Consider the following 22398-nt stretch of genomic DNA (forward strand, 5'->3'; position numbering starts at 1 on the left):
TAAGTACGTTGCATTCTTCGAAATTGCGCAAGCCTTGATCTTGAACTTTACGGCGCCATCTGAAATCAGACTTTTTACGGTGCCATCAGTTTTTGGACATATGAAAAAATTATTTCTTATAATCGTCGCATGCTGTCTTTTGGTCATGACGGCATCCCGGGTCCGCGCTGAAAGAATCATAACCGATGCAGCAGGGCGGAAAGTCAAAATACCCGACAATGTCAGCCGCCTGGTGACCACGTTTAAACCCGCAACGCTGATGGTGCTGTGCCTGAAAGGGGCAGACGCCTTTGTCGGGCTTGACAACTCGTCGCGGCACGATCCCCTGGTTCTGGCCGTGGCACCGGAGATGGCGGATCTGCCGGGCGTTGGCTCCAAATCCAGCGGAATCAATCTTGAAACCGTGCTCAGCCTGGATCCGGATCTGGTGATTCTGTCTTATCAGAAAACAGACGTTCAGATGGCCGACAGGCTCCAAAATTCCGGCTGCCCGGCCGTGGTGATTGCACCGGAAACCTTTGCGTCCATAAAGCAGACACTGATTATGGTGGCTTCGGCCATTGGAAAACCCCGGCGGGCCGATGCGGTCATCCAGGCAATGGAGCGGGTGCTGGCACGGGTCGGAAAACGGGTGCAGAATCTGGATCCGGAGGAACGCAAAACAGTATATTATGCCGGTCCTTCCGGATTTTTGTCCACATCTCCTTCCGGCATGCTCCAGGACCGGATGATTCATCTGGCCGGCGGCATCAATGCAGCCCATGCACTTCACGGCCATTTTAAACAAATTTCCCCGGAACAGCTCATGATCTGGGCTCCGGAGAGCATTGTCATCAGCCCCATGAGCCGCCTTCAGGCAAAAACATTTATAAACCGGCGGCAGTTTTCTCTTCTGCCGGCAGTCCGGGAAAATGAAATCCATGTTTTTCCTTCCAGCCTGTCGCCCTGGGATTTTCCCTCACCCCTGTCGGTCCTGGGGGTGCTGTGGCTCGGGAACAGGCTTTATGCGGAGCAATTTGAAGACATATGCCTGATCCATGAGATCAATGATTTTCACGAAACCCTTTTTGATCAAAGCTTCACCAAAATGGGCGGTCATCTCAATGACAAAATGAAGCGCAAAGATCCGGCGCATCCCGTCCGGAATCAGGATGTGCCAGGCAGAAACCCGGGATCATGAATAATCAGAAAACAATATGGATATTGGGTTCGCTTTTGGTTCTGCTCTTTTTCCTTTCCCTGTTTAGCGGACAGATGCACATCTCTTTTGCAGATGCTGCCGGCTGGATCCGGGACTGGATTGCGCAGGGCAGCCTTGCACCAAGCCCAAAATCACTTGTTTTTTTTGATGTGCGCCTGCCCCGCAGTTTAACTGCCGTGCTGGGCGGAACCGGGCTTGCCGTTTCCGGGGCAGTCTATCAGGGGCTGTTTCGAAATCCGCTTGTTTCTCCGGATATCCTCGGGGTTTCAGCCGGGTGCGCATTTGGTGCGGCCCTGGGATTGATTCTACCCGGCAGTCCCTTCGGGATTGTCCGCACGCTGTCTTTTGCATTCGGCTTAAGCGCCGTGGGACTTGCCGCCGGCATTGCGAGGGCTGTGGCAGTGCGCCCGGTTCTGGTCCTGATCCTGGCAGGCCTTGTGGTCACATCCATGTTCAATGCCCTTCTGATGGTGTTGAAATACACGGCTGACCCCTACAGCCAGCTGCCGGCCATCGTATTTTGGGTCATGGGCAGCATGCACCGATGCTCATGGGCGGATGTGCGCCTGATGGCCCCGGTGATGCTGATGGGGCTGAGCCTGGTTCACCTGCTGCGTTTCAAACTCAATATTCTTTCCCTGGGAGAAGTCCAGGCCACCTCCCTGGGGCTGAACCCAAGGCGTTACAGGATTTTTTTCATCAGCATCAGTTCGCTGATGGTGGCCGTGATCGTCTCGGCCTGCGGCCAGATCGGATGGATCGGCCTTGTGATTCCGCACATGGCAAGAACCTTGTCCGGCCCTGATCACCGGGTGATGATACCGGTCACTGCGCTGATGGGCGGCGCTTTTCTGCTTGCCGCCGACCTTGCCGCAAGAAGCCTGACTGCAGCCGAACTCCCGGTTAGCATACTGACAGCAATGGCAGGGGGCCCGCTTTTTGCTTATTTACTGTATCAAAATCGGGCAAGGGGATGGATATGAGCCTTGTTTGCACAAATATCACTTTTGCCTACAATGGCACCCGTGTCCTGCATCAGGTAAGTCTTGATGTGCCCAAAGGAAGTTTCTGTGCCCTTCTGGGACGCAACGGATCCGGAAAAACGACCCTTCTGCACTGTTTATGCGGGATACTTCACCCGGAAAGCGAAGAAATCATGGTCGATAACAATCCGGTTCACCTTGTAAACGGCACTGCCCGGGCAAAATGCATCAGCCTGGTTCCGCAGGAATCAGATCAGATCTTTCCGTTCACCGTGCTCGACCTCGTGCTCATGGGGCGGAACCCCCACCTGAGCGGCTTTGCCATGCCGGGCGCCGAAGATGAAAAAACCGCCTGGCAGGCCCTTGAACTGCTTGGTGCAGCCCATCTGGCAAAGCGCCGGGTAAATCAAATCTCCGGAGGTGAGCGCCAGCTGGCCACCGTGGCCCGGGCCCTTGCCCAGCAAGCGCCGGTAATGCTTTTAGACGAACCCACAAATCATTTGGATTTCCACAATCAATACCATCTATTGTATCAAATCCGCAAATTGTGCCGGGATCAGAATCTGACCGTACTGGCCTCCATGCACAACCCCAATGCCGTTGCCGCGGTGGCCGATCGGGTCGTTCTTCTTGAAGCCGGGCATGCAGTCGCTCAGGGAGACGCGGAATCTGTTCTCACGCAAAAACAGCTCAGCCGGCTTTACGGCATGCCGCTTGTGGAATCAAGGCTGACCGGAGGACAAAAACATTTTATGCCGGTCATGGAATTTCGCCGATGATATTGCTGACAGGCGACAGGCATTCAGGCAAAACCGGTTTTATTCTGGAGCTGGCCAGGCAAACCCGGTGCCGCGGACGACAGGTTGCAGGCATTGCATGCCCCGGTCTCTGGAAAAACAACATGCGTAGCGGTTTTGAACTCCTTGAGCTGGATACAGGCCGCAGGCATCTTCTTTCCATGCGGGTGCCGGGATTGCGGCCCATCCCCTACATGTTTGATGCCCTGAGCATGGAAAAAGGGAAAAACGCCCTGTCAATCCGCAGGTGCTGCGGAGCGGACCTTATCATCGTGGACGAAGTCGGCCCCCTGGAACTCAAAGGCCAGGGGTGGGCGTCCTGCCTGCACAGTCTGCTGCAGCTTTCCGCACCGCTACAGGTATGGGTGGTCCGGCAGCCCCTTGCAAAACAGGTTCAGACCCATTTTTGTTTCAGGGCGGAAGTTGCAGATATCAGTCAGCAAAATTGCATATCCGGCCTGCTGGAAAAGATTTTGCAGCCGAACTGATTGCCTGGTTTGCAACCAGCAGCGTGTGCGAACCGGAAACATCCGAATGCTTGCACCCATGAGCCATGGAGGCATACACGTGATCCTGCGCGGATTTGAATACGGGCCGGAAGGAATCACAGCCCGGATCCGAATTGTAAAATCCTTTCTTCACACACCATTTACCATTGCCTATGCCATGCTGATCATCAGCATGCTCACATGGGTTCTGCTGAAAATCCGCCATGCACCGGGCGAGCTGCCTGCTTGAAAACACATTGGTTGAAAAAATCCGATCCGTATCCATGCAGCAAATGTGTCCCTGATAGATTGCAATGCCGGGGGTCTCGAATTGCCCGGCAAATTCCGAAATTGTCCGGCCGGTTGCGGCCCCGCAGGGCTTTCCGGCCCCGGGATCCAAAGGCCTCATAAAATTATTCGGATGCCAGCTGAAAAATTGTCTTGACTGTTGGGACCGCCATGGGACAAATTTCAAAAATGCGCAACCACTGTTGCTTTCACAACCCAAAAGGCAACGGTTTTTGCAAAAATTTCTGCATATGGAAATGTGCATCATTCAATGCACAATACAGGACGGAGCTTATGAGCAAAAAGCATGTTCAGGACAGCATCAATGAAAAACGGAGGTATCCCCGAATCAATACCTCAAGTTTTATAGAATATACTTTGTTTGATGAAAAGGAAAACAAGCTCGACCGCGGGGAGGGGCGAAAACTAAATCTGAGTCAGGGCGGGGCCCTTTTGGAGAGCCAAAAACCCCTTCTGGGTTCATATGTTGTCCTTATCATACCTGTCTTAAAAAAAAACAATCTGCAAATAAAAGGCCGGATCGTATATACCCGCAAGCCCGATAATTCCAGTTTTTACCTTACCGGGATAGAGTTTATCGAGGCCGAAGATGAGCAGATAAATGACCTTATTGCCTTTGTAAAAGCCTACAACTCCTGCACAAAAGTCATGGTCATCGACGATGACCCAACAACGCGCTTCTTTCTGGAAAATATTTTGCGAAAGCGTGAGTTTCAAACATGGCAGGCCGAAAACGGAAGGGTTGCGCTGAATGAAATCAGCATCGCACAGCCCGACCTCATCATCTCTGATGTCATAATGCCGGAAATGGGCGGGTTTGAGCTTTGTGCAAAACTGCGCGAATCACCGGACACCGCTGACATTCCATTTATCTTCCTTTCGGTAAAAGACGACCCTGTGGATCAGCTTAAAGGCTTGCGCATGGGGGCGGACGAATACATAGTGAAGCCGTTTAAACCTGCCGATATTTTGCAGGCCATTAACAAGGTAATGGAAAAGACCGCCAGGCTGCGGGGTTTGCAGGCGGATGTGGATATCGAGGGAAGTCTTGCCCGGATCGGCTTGATCGAGGTGATCCAGATGATTGAATTCAATGAAAAAACCGGAACACTTTTTTTGCTGTCTCCTTCCGGCGGGGTCAACGGAGCCGTCTATATCAAGGAGGGGCAGGTGATCAACGCGGTCTCCGGAGACCTTGACGGCAAAGAGGCCTTTTACGACCTTGCGGCCCAGTCCGATGGATTTTTCAAATTCAATATCCACGACACGATCCCGAGCCAAAAAATCCGGCAAAAAAATATGAATCTTCTGATGGAGGCTTCCCGCCTGCTCGATGAGGCGGCTGACCTTCGGCCCCTGGTCAGTTCAATGGAGGTCCGGCTTACCCTGCAGACATCCGCGGTTCCCGGCCATGTCGTGGAGCGGATTTCAGCTGAAACACTTCGCAGCATAATGAATCTGATCAGAAGCGGCCAAACCATTAATGAAATTCCAGGCAGTGCCGGCATCAGCCGGGTACGGGCAGCGGCCGCGATAGCCGACCTGATCAACTGCGGAATCGTCACCGAGCAAAAGGCCGGCCAAAAGGCGGAACTGGAAATTTTACCGGAAAGTCCCGGATCGCCGCGGGAAGATGATCGTGTAAAAGGAAAACTCATTGACCGGCTGAAACACATGGAAAAAAATTCATTTACCGGCACGATCAGCATTCGGGGGCGTTCAAAGCCAGCTTGGATCTATATTGAGGACGGAAGGATTGCAAACGCCGGTTTCGGACAAGCAACCGGCAAAAAGGCGCTTTTTCGGATTTTCTCCGAGCATGGCGGTTCATACAGTGAAACCCAGGGCCCGCTTGAAATCAACAGGCGCATTGATGCCCCCCTCCCGGATCTAATCCAGGAGGCCGAGGCCGAAATTGTATGGCGGCGAAACCTGAAAACCGATCTTTCCGCCATCAGTGTTCTTATTTCCGGCAACAGCCTGGATGCGCAAAAAGAGATTCACAAGGATCCCTCTAAATTCCGGCTGCTAAAGGCAATCCGCAGCAATTCCGTCCTGAAAGATATCATTGATTCCAGTTTCCTGCCGGATCTGGAAACCTGCCGCCTGATAGACGAGTGGCGCAAAAATGGCATTGTCGTGTTTAAACGCTTGTAAATCTGATAGCCAGGGGCAAGAAAGCCCATGACCCGATCAATTCGTCCCCAGCTTTTTTGCCAGCAATTTCTGGACGATTTTCGGGTTGGCCTTGCCGGCCGAGGCCTGCATGACCTGGCCGACAAGAAAACCCAGGGCCTTTTTCTGACCGCCCCGGACCTTGGCGACCGCATCGGGCTGCTCTTCCAGCACCTTGTCAATCAGGGAGTCAAGTTCATCGGAATCCGAGACCTGGGCAAAGCCCCGGGCGGAAACAATGGCTTCCGGGGATTCATCGCTGTCAAACATATGCGTTAAGACCTCGCGCGCTGCCTTGGCATTGATCTCATCTTTTGACAGCATCCTGAGCAGTCCGGCAAGCCGGGCCGGGGTCACCGGCGTTTGCCCCGGTTCCTGCCCCCGTTGCCTGGCCGCCGGCATCAGCTGGGTGGTGAGCCAGTGCATGGCCGTGCGCGCGGCAGCGCCTTGTTCAATCAGCGCCTCAAAATAAACAGCCACCTCCGGATCTGAAGTCAAAAACACCGCTTCCTCGCTGGTGAGCCCGTGTTGGGCGACAAAGCGTTCGGCCCGGGCCGCAGGCATTTCCGGAAGGCGCTGCCGCAACGCTTCGATATATTCGGGCGTCAGCTCGATGGCCGGCACCTTGGGGTCAGGCACGCAGGGACCCTCGAACTTGGCGCGCATCATCACCGTGGCCTTCTTTTCCGGATCCCAAAGCCGGGTATGAAGCACCACGGCCTCTCCCGCGTTCACGGCCGCACCCTGGCGGTCAACCTCGAATGCGATGGCATCGCCAACGTGGCGGATGGAGTTCATGTTCTTGACCTCCACTTTGGTGTTCATCTGTTCGGTCCCCCGGGGACGAACGGAGATGTTGGCATCCACTCGCATGGTGCCGTTTTCCATGCTGCATTCAGACGAACCGACATACCGCACCTGCGTACGCAGGGCCTTTAAAAATTCCATGGCATCGTGGGGGGATCGAAAATCCGGCTCGGTAACGATTTCCACCAGCGGCGCACCGGCCCGGTTGAAATCGACCAGGCTGATGGGCAGGCGCCCTTCCATTTCATGCACCAGCCGGGCCACATCTTCTTCCATGTGGATATGATGAATGCGCAGCCGTTTGGGCTTGCCGTTTTTATCCGTGATATCAATGCCTCCGCCGCGCGAGAGGGGAAGGTGGGCCTGGGAAAGCTGATAGCCCTTGGGCAGGTCCGGGTAATAGTAAACCTTCTGGTCAAAAGCGCTTACCGGCTGGAGTTCACCTCCCAGCCCAAGGCAGATCAGTGCTGCTTTTTCAAGGGCATCCCTGCTCAGCCTGGGAGGAACGGCGCCCGGAAACCACAGGCAGGTCGGACAGGTATTTGCGTTGGGTTCGTCGCCGGGACGGTTGGGGCAGTCGCAGAACAGTTTGGTGGCGCAATTGAGCTCGACATGAATTTCCAATCCAATGATGGCTTCAAATTCCATTACCCGTTTCCTCCCTGCCGCAGATTCACAAGATGTTCGCCCAGCGCAAGCACCCGCGCATCACTGAATCTCGGCCCTGTCAGCTGGAACCCCGAAGCACTCGTCCCGGATGCCGGCGGCAGGTAAAGCGCGGGTTGACCCGTGACATTGGCAAAAAGTGTAGCGGCGAACTGTTCATAGATATCGCCAAGAAAATCCCCTGGATCGGAATTGCCGGCAGCGGCGGCCGGAAATATGAAAAAATCCGCCTGCCCGGAAAGCTTTTGCATGTCCGCGATCAGGCGCGTCCGGATACGGCAGGCGTCTTCATAGGCCTCAAAGCGTTCAAACTGGAAATAGGCCCCCTGAAACAAATAGCTTTTGACCAGGGTGCCGAATGCCGCGCCCCGGGATCGTAAAAACATCTCATTCCAGTTTTTGGCCCCGGGTACGCGCCGGCCGTAACGCACCGAATCATAGCGCCCGGCACACGAAGACGCCTCCACGGAGCCGACGATATTGTGCACCAGGGGAAAAAGTCCCATATCCGGCAGGGAAAATTCCCGGACGGAAAAACCGGCCTGCTTGAATTCATCCACTGCCGCCTCAAACGCATTTTTGCAATCCCCCGGAAGCCCGCTGACCGCTTCTGGAATTATACCGATGCGTGTTTTTCCCGGCTCGATTGCCCGGGCGGAAAAATCCGGGGCCGGCTCATCGGAAAGCGAAAAATCCAGGGGATCAGGGCCTGCGATAGTGCCCAAAATCTCCCGAATCCGGCCGGGATCGCGACAAAGCAGTCCCCAGCATTCCATGGACGGGATCAGGCCGACCAGACCGATACTTGAAACCATGCCGTAACTCGGCTTGAAACCGCAGACACCTGCGCGCGCGGCAGCCAGTCGGCTTTCTCCCATCAGGTCCAGGACCATTTCCGCATCCGCGGCGTTTTCTTTCAAGGCTTCCCCCGCCCGGCTCCCGTCAAGGCTGAATCCGAATTCGCTCATCCGGGTCGAGCCGCAAAGCAGGGCCCCGGCTTCACGGAGCCGCCCGATAACGGCGGCGTCATCCAGTGCAGTAAAATTGGCCAGGGCGTTGGAACCGGCGTCCGTGGGCCAGCCTTTCACCAAAACATTGGGCTGAATGGCCATATTTAACCCCTGCAAAGGGCCGCTGCCGGTGCCGGCGGCATCCGGGTCGCGATAAAAAAATATCGATTCCATATGTTTCTTTCCTATTCCAGAATACTGGCGACTTTAAAGTAATTCCCCTTTACCGCCGGAGCGCTTTTTAAGAGCTGCCCGGATTCGCCAAGGGGCGAGCGCTTTGCCTCGATTCCCGGGCGCATGCGGGCGGCAGCCGGGGCAACGGTTCGGATCGGCGCCTCGCTGCCTGCATTATCGGCGGCAAGCCGGGCCATGGTTTCGGCCTGCGCCAGGATCTTTTCCATTACAGGGCGCTCATCTTCGGCAATGCCGATGCGCGACACCCAGGAAATACGGTCAATATCGTTTTCCTTTTCCGCCGTGCCGGGCAGCACATCCTTTCCGCCAAGGTTGAGCAGGCCCAGCTCGGCAAGCTGTTCGCGCTTTACCGAAGAAGGGGCGCCCGTGAGCGGGCAGGCCGCGCTGCGGTTTTTCGGAAATGCAATCACCTCGCGGATCGATGGGGTCTTGAGGATCATCGAAACCGTGCGGTCCATGCCAAGGGCCAGTCCCCCGTGCGGAGGTGCCCCGAAATCAAATGCCCGCAAAAAGAAGCCGAACTTCTGCTTTGTCTCCTCTTTGGTCAGCCCGAGGGCGGTGAAAATCTTGCGCTGCACCGCCCGATCGTTGATGCGAATGCTGCCGCCGCCCAGCTCCTCGCCGTTTATGACCAGATCGTAGGCGCGCGAGCGCAGGGCCAGCAGCTCCTCGATATTTTCCGGATCAAAATCGGTGCGGTCCGGCGCGGTAAAGGGATGGTGGCTGGAGGTGACCTCCCCGTCCTCTGTGGCCTCAAACAGTGGAAATTCAGTAATCCAGACCGGGCAATACGTGTCTTCGGGAATCAGCCCGAGCCGGTCGGCCATGTGCAGGCGCAATTGGCCGAGCGCCGAGGTGACCACGGCGTAGGAGGCGTCAGCCACCATGATCAAGACATCGCCGTCAGCCACGTCAAAGCGCTGTTTAAGACCCTCGAGTTCCTCGTTGCTGAAAAACTGGACGATGTTGGATTCGAGCCGTCCCCCCTCTGCGCGCATCCAGGTCATTCCCTTGGCGCCGAACAAAGGGGCGATTTCCGCGGCATACTCGTTTTGCAGCACGTTCTTGGAAAGCTTTCCGGACTGGCCCCTGACATTGATTCCCTTGATGCAGCCGCCGCGTGCAATGATCTGCCTGAAAATCGAATAATGGGTATCGCCAAACAGGTCGGTGACGTCCTCAAAGCACAGTCCAAAGCGCAGGTCCGGCCGGTCGGAACCGGTCGTTTCCATGGCCTCGGCCCAGGTCATGCGGGGAAACGGCCGGGACAGGGAAATCCCGCCGATGGCAAACATCTTCACGGTCAGATCTTCGATCAGGTCATAGATGAATTCCTCGTCAATGAACGAGGCCTCCAGGTCGAGCTGGGTGAATTCCGGCTGCCGGTTGGGGCGCAGGTCCTCGTCGCGGAAACACCGGGCCAGTTGAAAATAGCGCTCCATGCCGCCGACCATGAGCAGCTGCTTGAACAGCTGCGGGGATTGGGGCAGCGCATAAAAATTCTCCGGATGGACCCGGCTGGGGACCAGGTAATCGCGCGCCCCTTCGGGAGTGCTCGCCGTGAGCATCGGCGTCTCGATTTCGAGAAAACCATTTTCGTCAAGAAAATCCCGAACGCATTTGAAGATGCGGTGACGCAGCATCACATTGTCCCGCATGGACTGGCGGCGCATGTCCAGGTAACGATACTGGAGCCGCAAATCCTCAGACACCCGGCCTGTCCCGGCCGTGGATGCCGAACCCGCGACCATGGTCTTTTCCGAAACTGAAAACGGAAGTGCATCGGATTCGGACAACACGGTCAGCTCCGTGACCACCAGCTCGATGGTTCCGGTTTCAATATGGGGATTTTCCGTGCCCGCCAGCCGCTTTGTGACTTCGCCTTTCACCGCAATGCAGTATTCGGCGCGCAGAAGCGCCGCTTTTTGGCAGACATCCGGGACAACATCGGGACTGAACACGATCTGCATAATGCCGCTGCGGTCGCGCAGGTGGACAAAAAGCAGGCCGCCATGATCCCGGAGGGCATCGACCCAGCCGGCCAGCTGCACCTTGCGGCCGAGGTCATCTGCCGTCAATTGCCCGCAAAAAACACGTTGTGAAAACATCATGAGGAAAGTCCTTTCCATTCGAATGAACCAACACCCCCACCCTCTCGCTCCCCCTTCTGCAACAGGAAACCGGGGATTGATTGGGTGAATGGCTGTTATTTGCCTGTTGGACTACACGGCTTCTATGGTGGACGGGGGTTTGGCGGCAATATTGTAGGAAACGCTGACCACGCCGGGTACGGCGGCGACAATCTCCTGTGCCAGCTTTTCAAGGGTATCAAACGGAAGGCGGGTCGGCGTGGCCGTGCGCGCATCCACGCTGTCCCAGCAGCGGACCTCGATCTGCCGGCCGAAATCGCGTTTTCCGTCGCGCATTCCGGTCACCCGGTCTTCGTGAAGGATGGCCATGTACTGAAAGGCGCCGCATTCAAAGAGATGTTGCTCCACGATCGCGGTTGCCCTGCGGACCGTCTCAATGCGCTCCGGTGTGGCCTCGCCGATGACCCGGGCCGCAAGGGCCGGCCCCGGAAACGGAATGCGATTAAACAACTCGCCGGGCAGTCCCAGGGCCTTGCCCATCTTTCGAACCCCGGCCTTGCGCAGCTGGATCAAAGGTTCGATGATGCTGTAACCAAACGCCTTCTGCGGGTCAATGCCCAGTTGTTCAAACACGTTGTGCTGGCGCTTGATCCCGGCCACGGTCTCGTCGATGTCGGTCAGAATCGTCCCCTGAAGCAGGTGCTTTGCCCCGCTTTCCCGGACCAGACGGCCGAATACATCGCGGTAGAAGGTCTGGGTGATGGCTTCACGTTTGGCCTCCGGGTCGGTTACACCCTTGAGTGCTGCGAAAAACGCCTCGCGCGCGTCAACCACTTCAACAGGAACGCCGAGATCGCGGAAAAACCCGACAACCTGTTCGGCTTCGCCCGCCCGCATGAGCCCGTTTTCGATAAATACCGTCTTTAAACGATCGCCGAGTGCGCGGTGCCCGAGCAGCGTGACCGTGGACGAATCGACCCCGCCGGAAAGCGCGTTGATGGCCCATCCGTCCCCGACGGTCTCTTTGATTTCCTCTGCCTTTTCATTGATAAAGCGCTGCGTATCAAGCGCCTGTGCTGTGATTTCGGTAACCAAGCTGTTTTTCTCCCGGGTTTTGAAATGAATTGAATGAACAGATCCAACAACCCGGTAACTTAGCATTCAACAACCTGTATCACAACGGCTTTTTGCACTGGATGCATCTGCTCACACCAGGCGCTCCGGCTAACAAAGGGCGGCGCTGACCGTATCAAATCCCATTCGCTCGATCATTTTGCCCAGACGCTCTCCTTTTGAGGCGTTTTGTTTGTAATATTCAATGACCTGGCTGACTTTTTCAAGGGCTTGTTCATCGCTTAGCTCTGTTGCCAGTTCATGGGCGATGCGGGGATGGGTACCCACATTGCCGCCGATCACCAGGGTCCATCCGGCGGATTTCCCGAATAAACCCACGTCGCGAACCCAGGATTCCGCGCAGTTGATCTGGCATCCGGATACGGCCATTTTCAATTTCCCCGGAAGATCCACCCCATGGTACCGCTTGTCGAGTTCCATGCCCAGGCCCAGGGCGTCCTGCTGTCCAAGCTTGCAGAAAGTCGTTCCCGGACAGGCCCTTATACTGCGCACACACAATCCCACAGCCGCCCCGGGGCTCATGTCCAGATCCTTCCACACATTGTCAATATCTTCTTCCCTGAGCCCCACAATGGCAATTCTTGTGGCACTGGTAATCTTTAAGGCCTGCGCGTTGTATTTTTCCGCAACGTCAGCAATCTTTCGCAAAAGTTCGGGTGTGACAACACCGCATGGAATATGGGGGGCCACGGCATAGGTTTCCTTGTCCCGTTGTATAATAGCGCCTTTTTCACCAAGCTTGAGCATTTGATTCCTCCTTTGTTCGGGTTTACCAAAATTGATGGTACCGTAAAAAGCTTTTTACCGCGGCCGCTGTTTTTACAGGAAGGAAACCCTGCGGCCTGGGTCAGTTTTTTCGCTCCTGACCGTTTACAGAGGTTTCTGTAAACGCTCAATGTCGCTTACAAACCGACCCCGTCCTTGGACTTCCTTGAAAGTCAGATTTCAGATGGCGCCGTAAAAAGTTCAAGATCAAGGCTTGCGCAATTTCGAAGAATGCAGCGTACTTATCCGTACGTGAAATTCTGAGAAATTGCGCGTAACGCAGATATTGGACTTTTTACGGCGCCATCAAAATTATTCCGCAACCCCGTACTCAAGGGCCATTTCCCTGTCAAAGGCCGCTTTTCGGGAAGAGCAGTCCTTTCGCGGACACAGCTGACAATTAAAAAAGCTGACTTCTGTGGGGAAAAAAATCCCGGATTCGGATTTTGACGGATGCATGAGCATGCTCGATGACAGCCGCACGCCGATGGCCTCCTCCACATCGCCCAGAAGGGAAAACAGGGGCCGCTGCTGGGAAAGGGGCCAGTCTTCAAGCGAGCCCACGTTCATATAAGACAGCTTTTCCAGATGATATTGCTCCCGGAGCCGGGCGCACACGCTTTGGATCGCATCCTGGAGGGCCACATTGGCGATGGTGTCCAAATAATATTGTTCGAGATAATCGCTCTGCGCCGCGGCCGTTTCCTCGAGCTGAGCACCGATGGTGATGACAAAGGGAAAGACCCGCCGGGCGGCTTCCAGGTTTTTTCTCAGGACCCGGCTTTGAAAACGCACACCTTCCACGGTTACGCTCTTATCGTCTTTTTGGTCAACATGGCACTCTTTGTAAGCACACTTGGGCCGGATAAGGCCGGCAACCTCCTGAACCGTATTTTCCACGCTCTGCCATTCAGGGCTGTCAGCACTCAGGTGCAGCCTTTTTCTGATTTCCGCGGTATTGATCTGCGGCTGAAAATTGTCCAAAATCTGCATTTACCTGTTTCCTGTCTCCATGATTGATGCGCCTGTAAAAAATTTTTTTTACCGGTAATGTTAAGTGTTAAATGATGAAATGATTAAGTGTTAAGTAAAATCAATAAGTTATTTTTTATTGTTTGGCGATTATAGCAGTCTCAAAACGTTTTACGGTGCCATTCTGATTGGTTTTTTATATATTGAAACCGAGCATTTCAGCCGCCGGGAATTTCGCGTAGACCCTTTATATCAGGGCCCCGCCGTCTGCGATAATGGTTTGGCCGGTCACATAGCTTGATGCCCCGGATGCCAAAAAAATCATGACATTTGCGATTTCATCGGGCTCGCCGATTCTTTTAAGGGGGATGCTTTCGGATAAGGATGCCTTGACCTGCCTTGCCTCATCCTCGCTTTTGTCATGCCAGATGGCATTGAGCAGGCGGGTTTCCACCGCACCGGGAGCAACGGCATTGACCCGGATGTTAAAATCCGCCCACTCCTTGGCCAGCGCCTTTGTGGCCATAACCAGGGCGGCTTTGCTGATGGCATAGGTGCAGGTGGGAACCGCAGGGCTGAAACCGTTGATGGAAGAAACGTTTATGATCGTCCCCCCGCCCTTTTCCTTCATAATCCCGGCCACTGCCTGGCTCAGGAAAAAAGCGCCCTTGAGATTGATATTCATCAGCGCATCCCAGGCCTTTTCCTCCACATCAATGGCCATGGCGGCAATGCTGGTTCCGGCATTGTTGACCAGAATGTCGATTCGGCCGAACTCTGCCACAACTTTTTCAACCAGGTCCCGGATCTGATCCATCCGCCCCACATGTGCGGCCACGGCCAAAGATCGCCGGCCATGTTTTTCCACCTCCGCGGCCACCTCCTCCAGATCCGATATTTTCCGGCTGGTCACGATTACATCTGCACCGGCTTTGGCGAAAGCAACGGCTGTTGCTCTGCCGATTCCACGGCTGCCGCCGGTAATTAATGCCACCTTTCCATCCAGAGAAAATGCGGACTGCTCCATTGGCAAATTCCTTTCCTTTTATATTTCAGGCTGTTTTCGACTGTGCGGATTATATGCAAATCCCTGCCCGTCGAAAACCCGGACTCCGTATTCACAGGGATTTGGACAGGGTAGCGAGATTCAATTTTTTTGTACAGCAAAAATGGGGATGGAAAAGCGATGACAGGCCCCTTCGGGCGGCTGGCAAATTTTTTCTTGTCTCAAACCTATTTTGGGATTATGCTCATAATAAACAATCTTATTTCCAAAGGAGATACAGTCATGAAAATCGCAGTCAGTTCCAAAGGACAATCCCTGCAAGACGGGTTAGATCCCAGTTTTGGTCGATGCCCGGGTTTTGTTGTCTTTGACACAGACACACAGAACACGTCATTTCTGGACAATTCCCGGCAGCAGGACCTGGCCCAGGGCGCGGGCATTCAAGCCGCTCAAATGGTGAGCAATGCCGGTGTGGATGTGCTCATTTCCGGAAAAATCGGTCCCAAGGCCATGGAGGCCCTGAGCCAAAGCCGAATGCAGATTTTCAGCAGCTCGGCAGCCACGGTTCATGAGGCCATTGAAGCCTGGCACCGCAATGCGCTTTCTCCCGTATCCACGGCAACCAGCCAACCCGGAGGCGGCCAGGGCCTGGGCGGCGGCGGCGGCGGCCGCGGTCAGGGCCCCGCCCAGGGCGGACAGGGCAAAGGCGGCGGCGGCCGGGGCCGCGGGCCGGGACAAGGCGGACAGGGTATGGGCGGCGGCGCCAAAGGCAAGGGGCCGGGCCAGGGCGGCCGGGGAAAAGGCGGCGGCGGCAAGGGCGGAATGCGTTAAACATAACAAGTCCAAGCCTTGCCGATAATTCAAAATAAAGGTTTGCACCCGGGGTATGTTCAACATCCTACTCCGGGTGGCTTTTTATGGGCCGGCACTATCTTTGATGGCGCCGTAAAAGTCCAATATCTGCGTTACGCGCAATTTCCCGGAATTTTACGTACGGCTAAGCCCCCTGCATTCTTCGAAATTGCGCAAGCCGTGATCTTGAACTGTTTACTGCGCTATCTGAAATCAGACTTTTTACGGTGCCGTCATCTTTGTCGGCATTTACAAAACGATTCAGCCAAAAACAGAAAAAGTAATGGAGACTTGATGGAAACCGAACTCAGAAAAAAACATTTTAACAACCAGTGGAAATTGCCCCTGCTTCCGGACTATATCATGCGCTGGGCGGATCTGACGCCTGAAAGTGACTGCATCGTCTTTGCTGACACCGGACGGGTCATCAGTTATCAGGAGTTTGACCGCTTAAGCGACCTGTATGCCATGCGCCTGAAAAAAATGGGGATCAAAAAGGAAGACATTGTGGTCACCCAGTTTCTGGCTGTGCCTGAATTTTACCTGCTGGTATACGGGTGCCTGAAAGCCGGGGCCATTATTTCCCCGCTGGATGTAAAACAACAGGCCGGTGAAGTGATCCGGGATCTTGACAAAATTGAGCCAAAAGCGTTTTTCTGCCTGGGCAAAACCCACATCCGCGATTTTTCAGAAGTTGCCGCGGAAGTAAAGGGAAACTGCCCGTATGTGGACCATATTGTCCAATTGTCGTCCACGGCAGACGGCACTGACATCATTGAAGGGGCGCAGGATTTTAACAAACTCTTTGATGAAAACACTCTGGCTGAATTGGGCAGCGATGATGCACTGGTCAATGAATTGCGAAGCGACTATGATGCCCTCTCCCCCCGTGATCCCGCCCTGATTATCTTTACCACCGGCACCACCGGCGCGCCCAAGCCGGCACTCATGTCCCATTTGAGCATAATGACAAACAATGCCGTATTTTCCAGGGGCGTCGGGCTATACGGCACTGATTACCGTTTTCTAAACATCATGCCCACCAGCCATGTGGCCGGCACAGCCCAGGGTCCCATGACAGCCTGGTTCTGCGGCGGGGCCATTATAACCGTAAGCATGTTTGAACCCGCCAAGGCCCTGGCTGCGGTGGAAAAGTACAAGGCCACATTTTTCGGCGGGGTTCCCACCATGTTCAGAATGGTCTGGGCGCTTCCGGACTACAAGGATTACGACTTAAGCAGCCTCAGATATTCTCTTTACGGCGGAAGCGCCGTAGACACGGCCTTTTTAAAAGAAATGGCCAAAATGTCGCCCACGTTTGGAACAGCCCTGGGAATGACGGAATGTTCCGGTTATTTTACATGCACGCCAAAGGGGATTTCCGTGGAAGAAATGGCCGGCCAGGTGGGCCAGTTTTACCCGGAACTGGCCATGGTGACCATCAGGGAACCAATGAATGAAGACCGCACGGCCGGTCAGCAACTCCAGGACGGCCAGGCCGGAGAAATATGCGTCCAGGGCGACGTGGTGTTTTCAGGCTATTACAACAATCCTGAGGCGACCGCCAAAACCATATCCAGAGAGGGCATCCTTTATACCGGGGACATGGGTTATCTGCAAAACATGGGCAGTTATAAGGCCCTTGTTTTTTCAGGCCGGCGCAAGTTCGTCATCAAGCCCAAAGGCTATCTGGTCTTTCCCGATGAAGTGGCTGACTTTCTGGCCCGGCATCCGGATATCGCCGAGGCTCAGGTGGTGGGCGTGCCGCACAAAATGTATGAGGACGGGGTATTTGCCTTTGTCCGGCCCAGATCCGGCGAAACAATCAATACCCAGGCCGTGTTTGATTACTGCAAAGGCATGGCCTCATATAAACGACCCATTCACATCGAAGTCTGGCCGGCTGACGAGCAATTTCCCTTAAACAAGACAGGAAAAGTCGATGCCATGGCCCTTATTGAAAAGGCCCGGTCCATCACTGAACAACTGCGGCAAAAAGGCGGCTGGGACGCAGCATAACCACAGGCGGATTTCAAAATGGCGGAGTCCGGCAAAACCGCCTTGACTTTGGGGCAGCCATAAGCAACAAATATGCAGGGTTTCTTTTGAATGATGGCACCGTAAAAAGTCTGACTTTAGATGGTGCCGAAAAAAGTTCAAGATCAAGGCTTGCGCAATTTCGAAGAATGCAGCGTACTTATCTGCACGTGAAATTCTGAGAAATTGCGCGTAACGCAGATATTGGACTTTTACGGCGCCATCTTTGAATCATCAGTGAAAAAGGAGAAGAGCATATGTCGGAAAGTCAGGTGGCGCTCAACAAGAACCGCGCAAAAAACCTCGGCCGGTTTGCTGAAGTCATGCCGGAGACTGCAAAACAGATCAAGGCCCAGATGGACGAGGCCTACAAGGACGGGGCCCTTGACACCAAGACCAAGCGACTCATGGCCATGGCCGTGGCCCTCGGCGCCGGATGCAGAAACTGCGTGCTGGGCCACGCCATGGGTGCCCTGGATAAAGGGGCTACCAAGGAAGAAATCCTGGAGACCCTGGCGGTGGTCACCAGTATGAGAGGCACTACCGGGGTGGCCGAATCCCTGCGGGTTATCCAGTTGCTCGACGAACTCGAAATGCTGTAGACAAGCGGCATGGGGGCAAAACTTCAAAACAGCGGGATACGAAAAACAACTATAGAAATCGCCGAAATCCCGGTGGCGATTTTTCGCAAAAACGTCAAAAACCTCAATATCCGGGTCTATCCCCCGGACGGAACAGTACGGGTTTCTGCTCCGCTGCAGATGGCCGACCATGCCGTGCGCGCAGCCATTGCCGCCCGGCTTCCCTGGATCCGGCAAAAACGGCACAATTTTGCCAGACAAGTGCAGGCGCCTGTCCCGGAAGCGGTCACCGGGGAAGTTCATTCTTTTCAGGGGCGGGCCCTGCACCTCAAGCTGGTAGAACGGCCCGGCCGCAGCCGGGCGTGTCTGGCTGATGCGGCCACACTGGAGCTGCAGGTGCCGCCGCAAACCCATGCGGCCCGGCGGCTGCGGATTCTGGAAAACTGGTATCGCAAACAGTTGGGCCAACAAATCCCGGATCTTGTGCAAAAATGGGAGCCCATCATTGGCGTCCGGGTGGCCGAAGCCCGGATCCGGCGCATGAAGACCCGCTGGGGAAGCTGCAATATCGAAAAAAAGCGCATCTGGCTCAACCTGGAACTGATCAAAAAACCGGCATCCTGCCTGGAATATGTAGTGGTCCACGAAATGACGCACTTGCTGGAACAAAACCATACAAAGCGGTTCTACGCCCTGATGGATCGGTTTCTGCCGGATTGGCGGCCGAGTCGCGATGAACTGGACCAATGGCCCATGGCCCGGACGGGGCAAAGTGATTGAACCAGGCGGCAGGCCATGTCACTGCGTGTTTTCCATGTCCTGGATTTTTTTCTTCTGCTCCCGGGCCCGCTTTTGCCGGGCCGGATCGTCTCTGAGATACAAAATGGCCATCTCGTTGAACCGGGCGGCCCGGTTGAGGTCCTTTTTCCCCAGCCAGGCTTGTGCAAGATAGAAATACGCCCGACCGTCTCCGGGGTGGATGCCCACGGCCCGTTCAAAAACGCGAATGGCCCTGTCATATTTCTTTTTTTGAATCAGCTCTTGTCCCCGGCGGATCAGGTTGTGGGATGCCGCCATGCGGTAATCCTTACCCTCCCCCGAATCATCGGGCTTATCCTCGATTTCGGGAGCAGGCCCATCAATGGTTTCGTCAACAGGTATTTCGGGCGCGCTGCTGCGGGTTTGCCCCGGTCTGTCAGGCACCGGCTGGCGCCCGGCACAGGCAGATAACATCATCATCCCGGCCATAAGCAGGATACAGAAGGCGGGCCGGTCCAGCAGAGACTTATCGGAAAATATTGGAGAAGCCATCAAACGTCCTTTTCAGCACATTGTCGGGTTTGTGAATCTGACATGTTTTTTCCGGCTGGTTGGTCTCCAGAAAATATTCCTCATATTTCTCCGGGCATTGCATGGATTCTGCCAGCTGCCCGGTTTGCCGGCACACTTTTTTTTTTACCACACCCGGCGGCATGGTAAACGGCTGGCCTGAAACATAGCCGGGCATGGCTTTGACCAGGTCTGCAAAAATGGGCAGCGCGGCCCCTGATCCCGTTGTCATCACCGGATCCCCGTTGTCAAAGCCCACCCATACCAATGCCAGAAAATCCGGCGTGTAACCGATAAACCAGGCATCCCGGTACCCGTTGGTGGTCCCGGTTTTGCCGGCCAGGGGGAAATCCACCCCCATTTTTCCAAGGGCGCTTGCGGTTCCGCCGGTGACAACGGACTGGAGCATGGAAGTCACCAGAAAAGCTTTGGCCGGTGACATCACGGCATTGATGTCCATGTGCCGCTGAACCAGGATATTGTCCGCTTCATCGGCCACATCCCGGACCGAAAGGGCAAAGGGTTGAACCCCGTCTGCGGCAAACGCGCAATAGGCCCTTGCCAGTTCCAGGGGAGTGACCTCAAAGGATCCCAGGGCGATGGACGGATAGGGCTGCATGGGTCCCGAAAAATCAAATTTTTCCGCCTGCGCCACCACCTTTTCCGGCCCGCCCCGAATCACCATGTCCACGGCCGCCCGGTTGCATGAATATTTGATCATGTCGCGCACAGAAATCCGTTTTCCGGGAATATCACCGAAATTCTCCGGGGTCCACGGCTTGCCGTCAACCATGTAAGTGGTTCTTTGATTGGACAGCAGATCCGAGGGCTTAAACCGGTCAAGCAGTGCGGAGACGGCAATGGGCTTAAAACAGCTTCCGGGCTGCCGGCGTGCCCGGGTGACCCGGTTGAACTGGGTTTCGGCATAATTGCGCCCTCCGGCCATGGCCAGGATGTTGCCGGTCCGGGGCTGGATCACCACCACGGCACCCTGGAGCTTTTTTGCCGGGTCCTGGCGCACAAGGGCGGGAATGGATTTTTCCAGCCGGGCCAGGCCGTTTTCAAGGGCTTTTTCAGCCGCCGCCTGAACCCCGGTGTCCAGGGTGGTGTAGATGGAAAAGCCCATGCTGGAAAGGATGTCTTTGCTGTAGAGTTCGTTTAGCTGCCGGGACACATAGTCGAGAAAATACGGGGCCTGACGTCTGTATTTCTCAAACCCGGCGGTGCTGACAGGCGCGTCTATGGCTTTTTCCAGCTGCGCCTCGCTGATAAACCCCAGATCGTGCATGGCCTCAAGCACCTGGTTCCGCCGGCCCTTGCATTCCTCACGGTGGGTGTAGGGGGAAAGAAGATTGGGGCTTTTGATAATTCCGGCAATCAAAGCGGATTCAGCCAGGGTGAGGTTTTCCACTTTTTTGCCGAAATAAAAATAAGCCGCCTCCCCCACGCCGTTAATCGAGGCCGATCCTTTCTGGCCCAGATAAATCTCGTTTAAATAAATTTCAAGGATTTCGTCCTTGTTGTAGTTGGCCTCAATGGCCAGGGTGATGAAAAGTTCATGAAACTTGCGCCGAAAGGTTCGCTCGTGGGTGAGAAAATAATTCTTGGCCAACTGCTGGGTCAGGGTGGATCCGCCCTGGCGTATGGAGAAATGACGAATATTGGTATACATGGCCCGAAGGATGCTCACCGGGTCAATGCCGAAATGCGAGTAAAACCGGTTGTCTTCAGCCGCCACAACCGCGTCTGCAAGATGGCCGGGAATATTGTCAATGGATACCACCCGCCGCAGTTCCCGCTCTTTTCCGAAAAATTCCATCAGGACTTCCGGGCCCAGTTCCACCAGGGGCAGGTTTTCGTCCGTATCGGTGCGGCGGATTTGGCGAATCCGGCTTTTCCGGATTTCAAGGACAGCAGCAAACCCCCGGCGATTTTTCTCCGGCAGCTGCAGATCCTTGAAATAAATTTCCAGTCCGGAGCCGGCAAACCGGTACCCGCCCTTTTTTTCCGGACTTTTGGCTTTTGCCTGATATCCGAGTTTTCGCAATTTTTTCTCAAGCGCAGCAGGATCCACCTGCTTGCCCGGAAAAAGCATTGTGGTGTCGGAATAAATGGTTGAGGGAATGGCCCATCTCCGCCCGGAAAATCTTTCTTCAATCTGTCCGGACAGGTACCAGCAATAGCCAAAAGAAAACACCAAAACCAGGATCATCAGCAGGCAGAAACCGAAAAACAATTTTTTCAACATTGAAACCATAGAAAGATAGGGGTGAAATCGTTTTTTCCTGCCGGATTATTTACGAAAACCCGGAAAAAGGAAAGTAAAAATTGAAAATGCCGGGACCAAAACAATGTTTTGGATTCAAAGGTTCGGCACGGAAATATAGTTTGATCTCAGTGCTGCCTATGATAAAAGAGGGGGCCACAGTGTCAAGCCAAATAAAAAGGAGAATCCGCCCATGAAAATCCGGAATATGGACATAAAAACCATCCTTTACACCACGGACCTGTCAGATACCGCTCTGCATGCCTTTTCCTACGCAGCCAGCTTTGCAGATGCATATAATTCAAGGCTGATTATTCTTCACGTAATTGAGGATTACCCGGCCATAGAGCCTTCACTGAAAAATCTGTTGCATGAAGAGCAATGGAAAGCAATCAAGGAAAAGCATATCCGGGATACCCGGGAGACACTCAGCGGCAAAAGCCGCGACAACCGGATCGTTCAGGAAGTCCTGACCCGATTTTCGGAAAACGCCAAGGCCGGCCGGTACGGCAAGACTGCGGCAAGCGATGAGGTGATGGTTTTGTTCGGCAACCCTGTTGAAAAAATCATAGAAACATCAAAAGAAAAAAACTGCGACCTCATCGTAATGGGCACGCACGGCCACGGCCTGCTCCAGAACCTTCTCGGAACGACGACCCACAAGGTTCTGTCGGAATCAAAGATACCCGTGGTGGCCGTTCCCATAGACCAGTGATGCAGCAGGGTCGCTTCAGC

20 protein-coding genes are annotated in these 22398 nt (G+C 54.7%); 11 read left to right on the forward strand and 9 right to left on the reverse strand.

The genetic code is table 11. The annotated features are described in order from the left end of the window. Positions 1-145: 145 nt before the first annotated feature. The 6 genes from HNR65_RS17065 to HNR65_RS17090 all read left to right on the forward strand — a co-directional run bounded on the left by HNR65_RS17065 (position 146) and on the right by HNR65_RS17090 (position 5935). A complete protein-coding gene (locus HNR65_RS17065) occupies positions 146-1180 on the forward strand; it encodes an ABC transporter substrate-binding protein (RefSeq protein ID WP_181552745.1) in 1035 nt (344 codons plus the stop codon). Continuing rightward, entirely contained in the window at positions 1177-2184 is a 1008-nt protein-coding gene (locus tag HNR65_RS17070) for a FecCD family ABC transporter permease (protein WP_181552746.1), read from the forward strand. The genes HNR65_RS17065 and HNR65_RS17070 overlap by 4 nt, the downstream gene beginning before the upstream one ends. Beyond that, complete coding sequence (locus HNR65_RS17075) at positions 2181-2963, forward strand: ABC transporter ATP-binding protein (protein WP_181552747.1); 783 nt, start codon at positions 2181-2183, stop codon at positions 2961-2963. The genes HNR65_RS17070 and HNR65_RS17075 overlap by 4 nt, the downstream gene beginning before the upstream one ends. Beyond that, positions 2960-3469 carry a nucleoside-triphosphatase gene (locus tag HNR65_RS17080; RefSeq protein ID WP_181552748.1) on the forward strand — a complete coding sequence of 170 codons (510 nt, stop codon included), beginning with the start codon at positions 2960-2962 and terminating at the stop codon, positions 3467-3469. Before HNR65_RS17075 ends, HNR65_RS17080 begins: the two co-directional genes overlap by 4 nt. A gap of 46 nt (positions 3470-3515) precedes the next feature. After that, complete coding sequence (locus HNR65_RS17085) at positions 3516-3719, forward strand: hypothetical protein (RefSeq protein WP_181552749.1); 204 nt, start codon at positions 3516-3518, stop codon at positions 3717-3719. Between the two features lie 332 nt (positions 3720-4051). Then, positions 4052-5935 (forward strand): DUF4388 domain-containing protein, encoded by a 1884-nt coding sequence (locus tag HNR65_RS17090; protein ID WP_181552750.1) that lies wholly within the window; start codon positions 4052-4054, stop codon positions 5933-5935. A gap of 36 nt (positions 5936-5971) precedes the next feature. Here HNR65_RS17090 and gatB read toward each other — a convergent pair whose 3' ends face one another. From gatB to HNR65_RS17125, 7 genes are all read right to left on the reverse strand, one after another. After that, positions 5972-7408: an Asp-tRNA(Asn)/Glu-tRNA(Gln) amidotransferase subunit GatB gene (gene gatB / locus HNR65_RS17095; protein ID WP_181552751.1), complete on the reverse strand. Its 1437-nt coding sequence runs from the start codon at positions 7406-7408 to the stop codon at positions 5972-5974. Further along, positions 7408-8610: an amidase gene (locus HNR65_RS17100; protein WP_181552752.1), complete on the reverse strand. Its 1203-nt coding sequence runs from the start codon at positions 8608-8610 to the stop codon at positions 7408-7410. Before HNR65_RS17100 ends, gatB begins: the two co-directional genes overlap by 1 nt. Before the next feature lie 11 nt (positions 8611-8621). After that, positions 8622-10742: an aspartate--tRNA ligase gene (gene aspS, locus HNR65_RS17105; RefSeq protein WP_181552753.1), complete on the reverse strand. Its 2121-nt coding sequence runs from the start codon at positions 10740-10742 to the stop codon at positions 8622-8624. Between the two features lie 111 nt (positions 10743-10853). After that, entirely contained in the window at positions 10854-11816 is a 963-nt protein-coding gene (locus HNR65_RS17110; protein ID WP_181552754.1) for a GMP synthase (glutamine-hydrolyzing), read from the reverse strand. Positions 11817-11945: 129 nt separating this feature from the next. Next, positions 11946-12602 (reverse strand): NAD(P)/FAD-dependent oxidoreductase, encoded by a 657-nt coding sequence (locus HNR65_RS17115; protein WP_181552755.1) that lies wholly within the window; start codon positions 12600-12602, stop codon positions 11946-11948. Between the two features lie 330 nt (positions 12603-12932). After that, positions 12933-13613: a vitamin B12 dependent methionine synthase gene (locus HNR65_RS17120; protein WP_181552756.1), complete on the reverse strand. Its 681-nt coding sequence runs from the start codon at positions 13611-13613 to the stop codon at positions 12933-12935. 226 nt (positions 13614-13839) lie between these two features. Then, complete coding sequence (locus HNR65_RS17125; protein WP_181552757.1) at positions 13840-14619, reverse strand: SDR family NAD(P)-dependent oxidoreductase; 780 nt, start codon at positions 14617-14619, stop codon at positions 13840-13842. Positions 14620-14880: 261 nt separating this feature from the next. Between HNR65_RS17125 and HNR65_RS17130 the strand changes: the two genes are divergently transcribed. The 4 genes from HNR65_RS17130 to HNR65_RS17145 all read left to right on the forward strand — a co-directional run bounded on the left by HNR65_RS17130 (position 14881) and on the right by HNR65_RS17145 (position 18848). Beyond that, positions 14881-15429 (forward strand): NifB/NifX family molybdenum-iron cluster-binding protein, encoded by a 549-nt coding sequence (locus HNR65_RS17130; RefSeq protein WP_181552758.1) that lies wholly within the window; start codon positions 14881-14883, stop codon positions 15427-15429. A gap of 315 nt (positions 15430-15744) precedes the next feature. Then, positions 15745-17469 carry a class I adenylate-forming enzyme family protein gene (locus tag HNR65_RS17135; RefSeq protein WP_181552759.1) on the forward strand — a complete coding sequence of 575 codons (1725 nt, stop codon included), beginning with the start codon at positions 15745-15747 and terminating at the stop codon, positions 17467-17469. Between the two features lie 275 nt (positions 17470-17744). Next, positions 17745-18089, forward strand: a complete 345-nt coding sequence (locus tag HNR65_RS17140) for a carboxymuconolactone decarboxylase family protein (RefSeq protein ID WP_181552760.1) — start codon at positions 17745-17747, stop codon at positions 18087-18089. Positions 18090-18098: 9 nt separating this feature from the next. Beyond that, entirely contained in the window at positions 18099-18848 is a 750-nt protein-coding gene (locus HNR65_RS17145; RefSeq protein WP_181552761.1) for a M48 family metallopeptidase, read from the forward strand. An 18-nt stretch (positions 18849-18866) separates the two neighbouring features. On the opposite strand, the gene HNR65_RS17150 is transcribed toward HNR65_RS17145, so the two are convergent. Together HNR65_RS17150 and HNR65_RS17155 are read right to left on the reverse strand one after the other, a co-directional pair. Next, positions 18867-19379: a tetratricopeptide repeat protein gene (locus HNR65_RS17150; RefSeq protein ID WP_181552762.1), complete on the reverse strand. Its 513-nt coding sequence runs from the start codon at positions 19377-19379 to the stop codon at positions 18867-18869. Next, positions 19354-21645, reverse strand: a complete 2292-nt coding sequence (locus tag HNR65_RS17155) for a PBP1A family penicillin-binding protein (RefSeq protein ID WP_181552763.1) — start codon at positions 21643-21645, stop codon at positions 19354-19356. The genes HNR65_RS17150 and HNR65_RS17155 overlap by 26 nt, the downstream gene beginning before the upstream one ends. A 211-nt stretch (positions 21646-21856) precedes the next feature. Here HNR65_RS17155 and HNR65_RS17160 point away from each other — a divergent pair, with 211 nt between their 5' ends. Continuing rightward, entirely contained in the window at positions 21857-22378 is a 522-nt protein-coding gene (locus HNR65_RS17160) for a universal stress protein (protein WP_181552764.1), read from the forward strand. The last annotated feature ends 20 nt before the right edge of the window (positions 22379-22398 follow it).

The organism is Desulfosalsimonas propionicica (assembly GCF_013761005.1).
Lineage (GTDB): Bacteria > Desulfobacterota > Desulfobacteria > Desulfobacterales > Desulfosalsimonadaceae > Desulfosalsimonas > Desulfosalsimonas propionicica.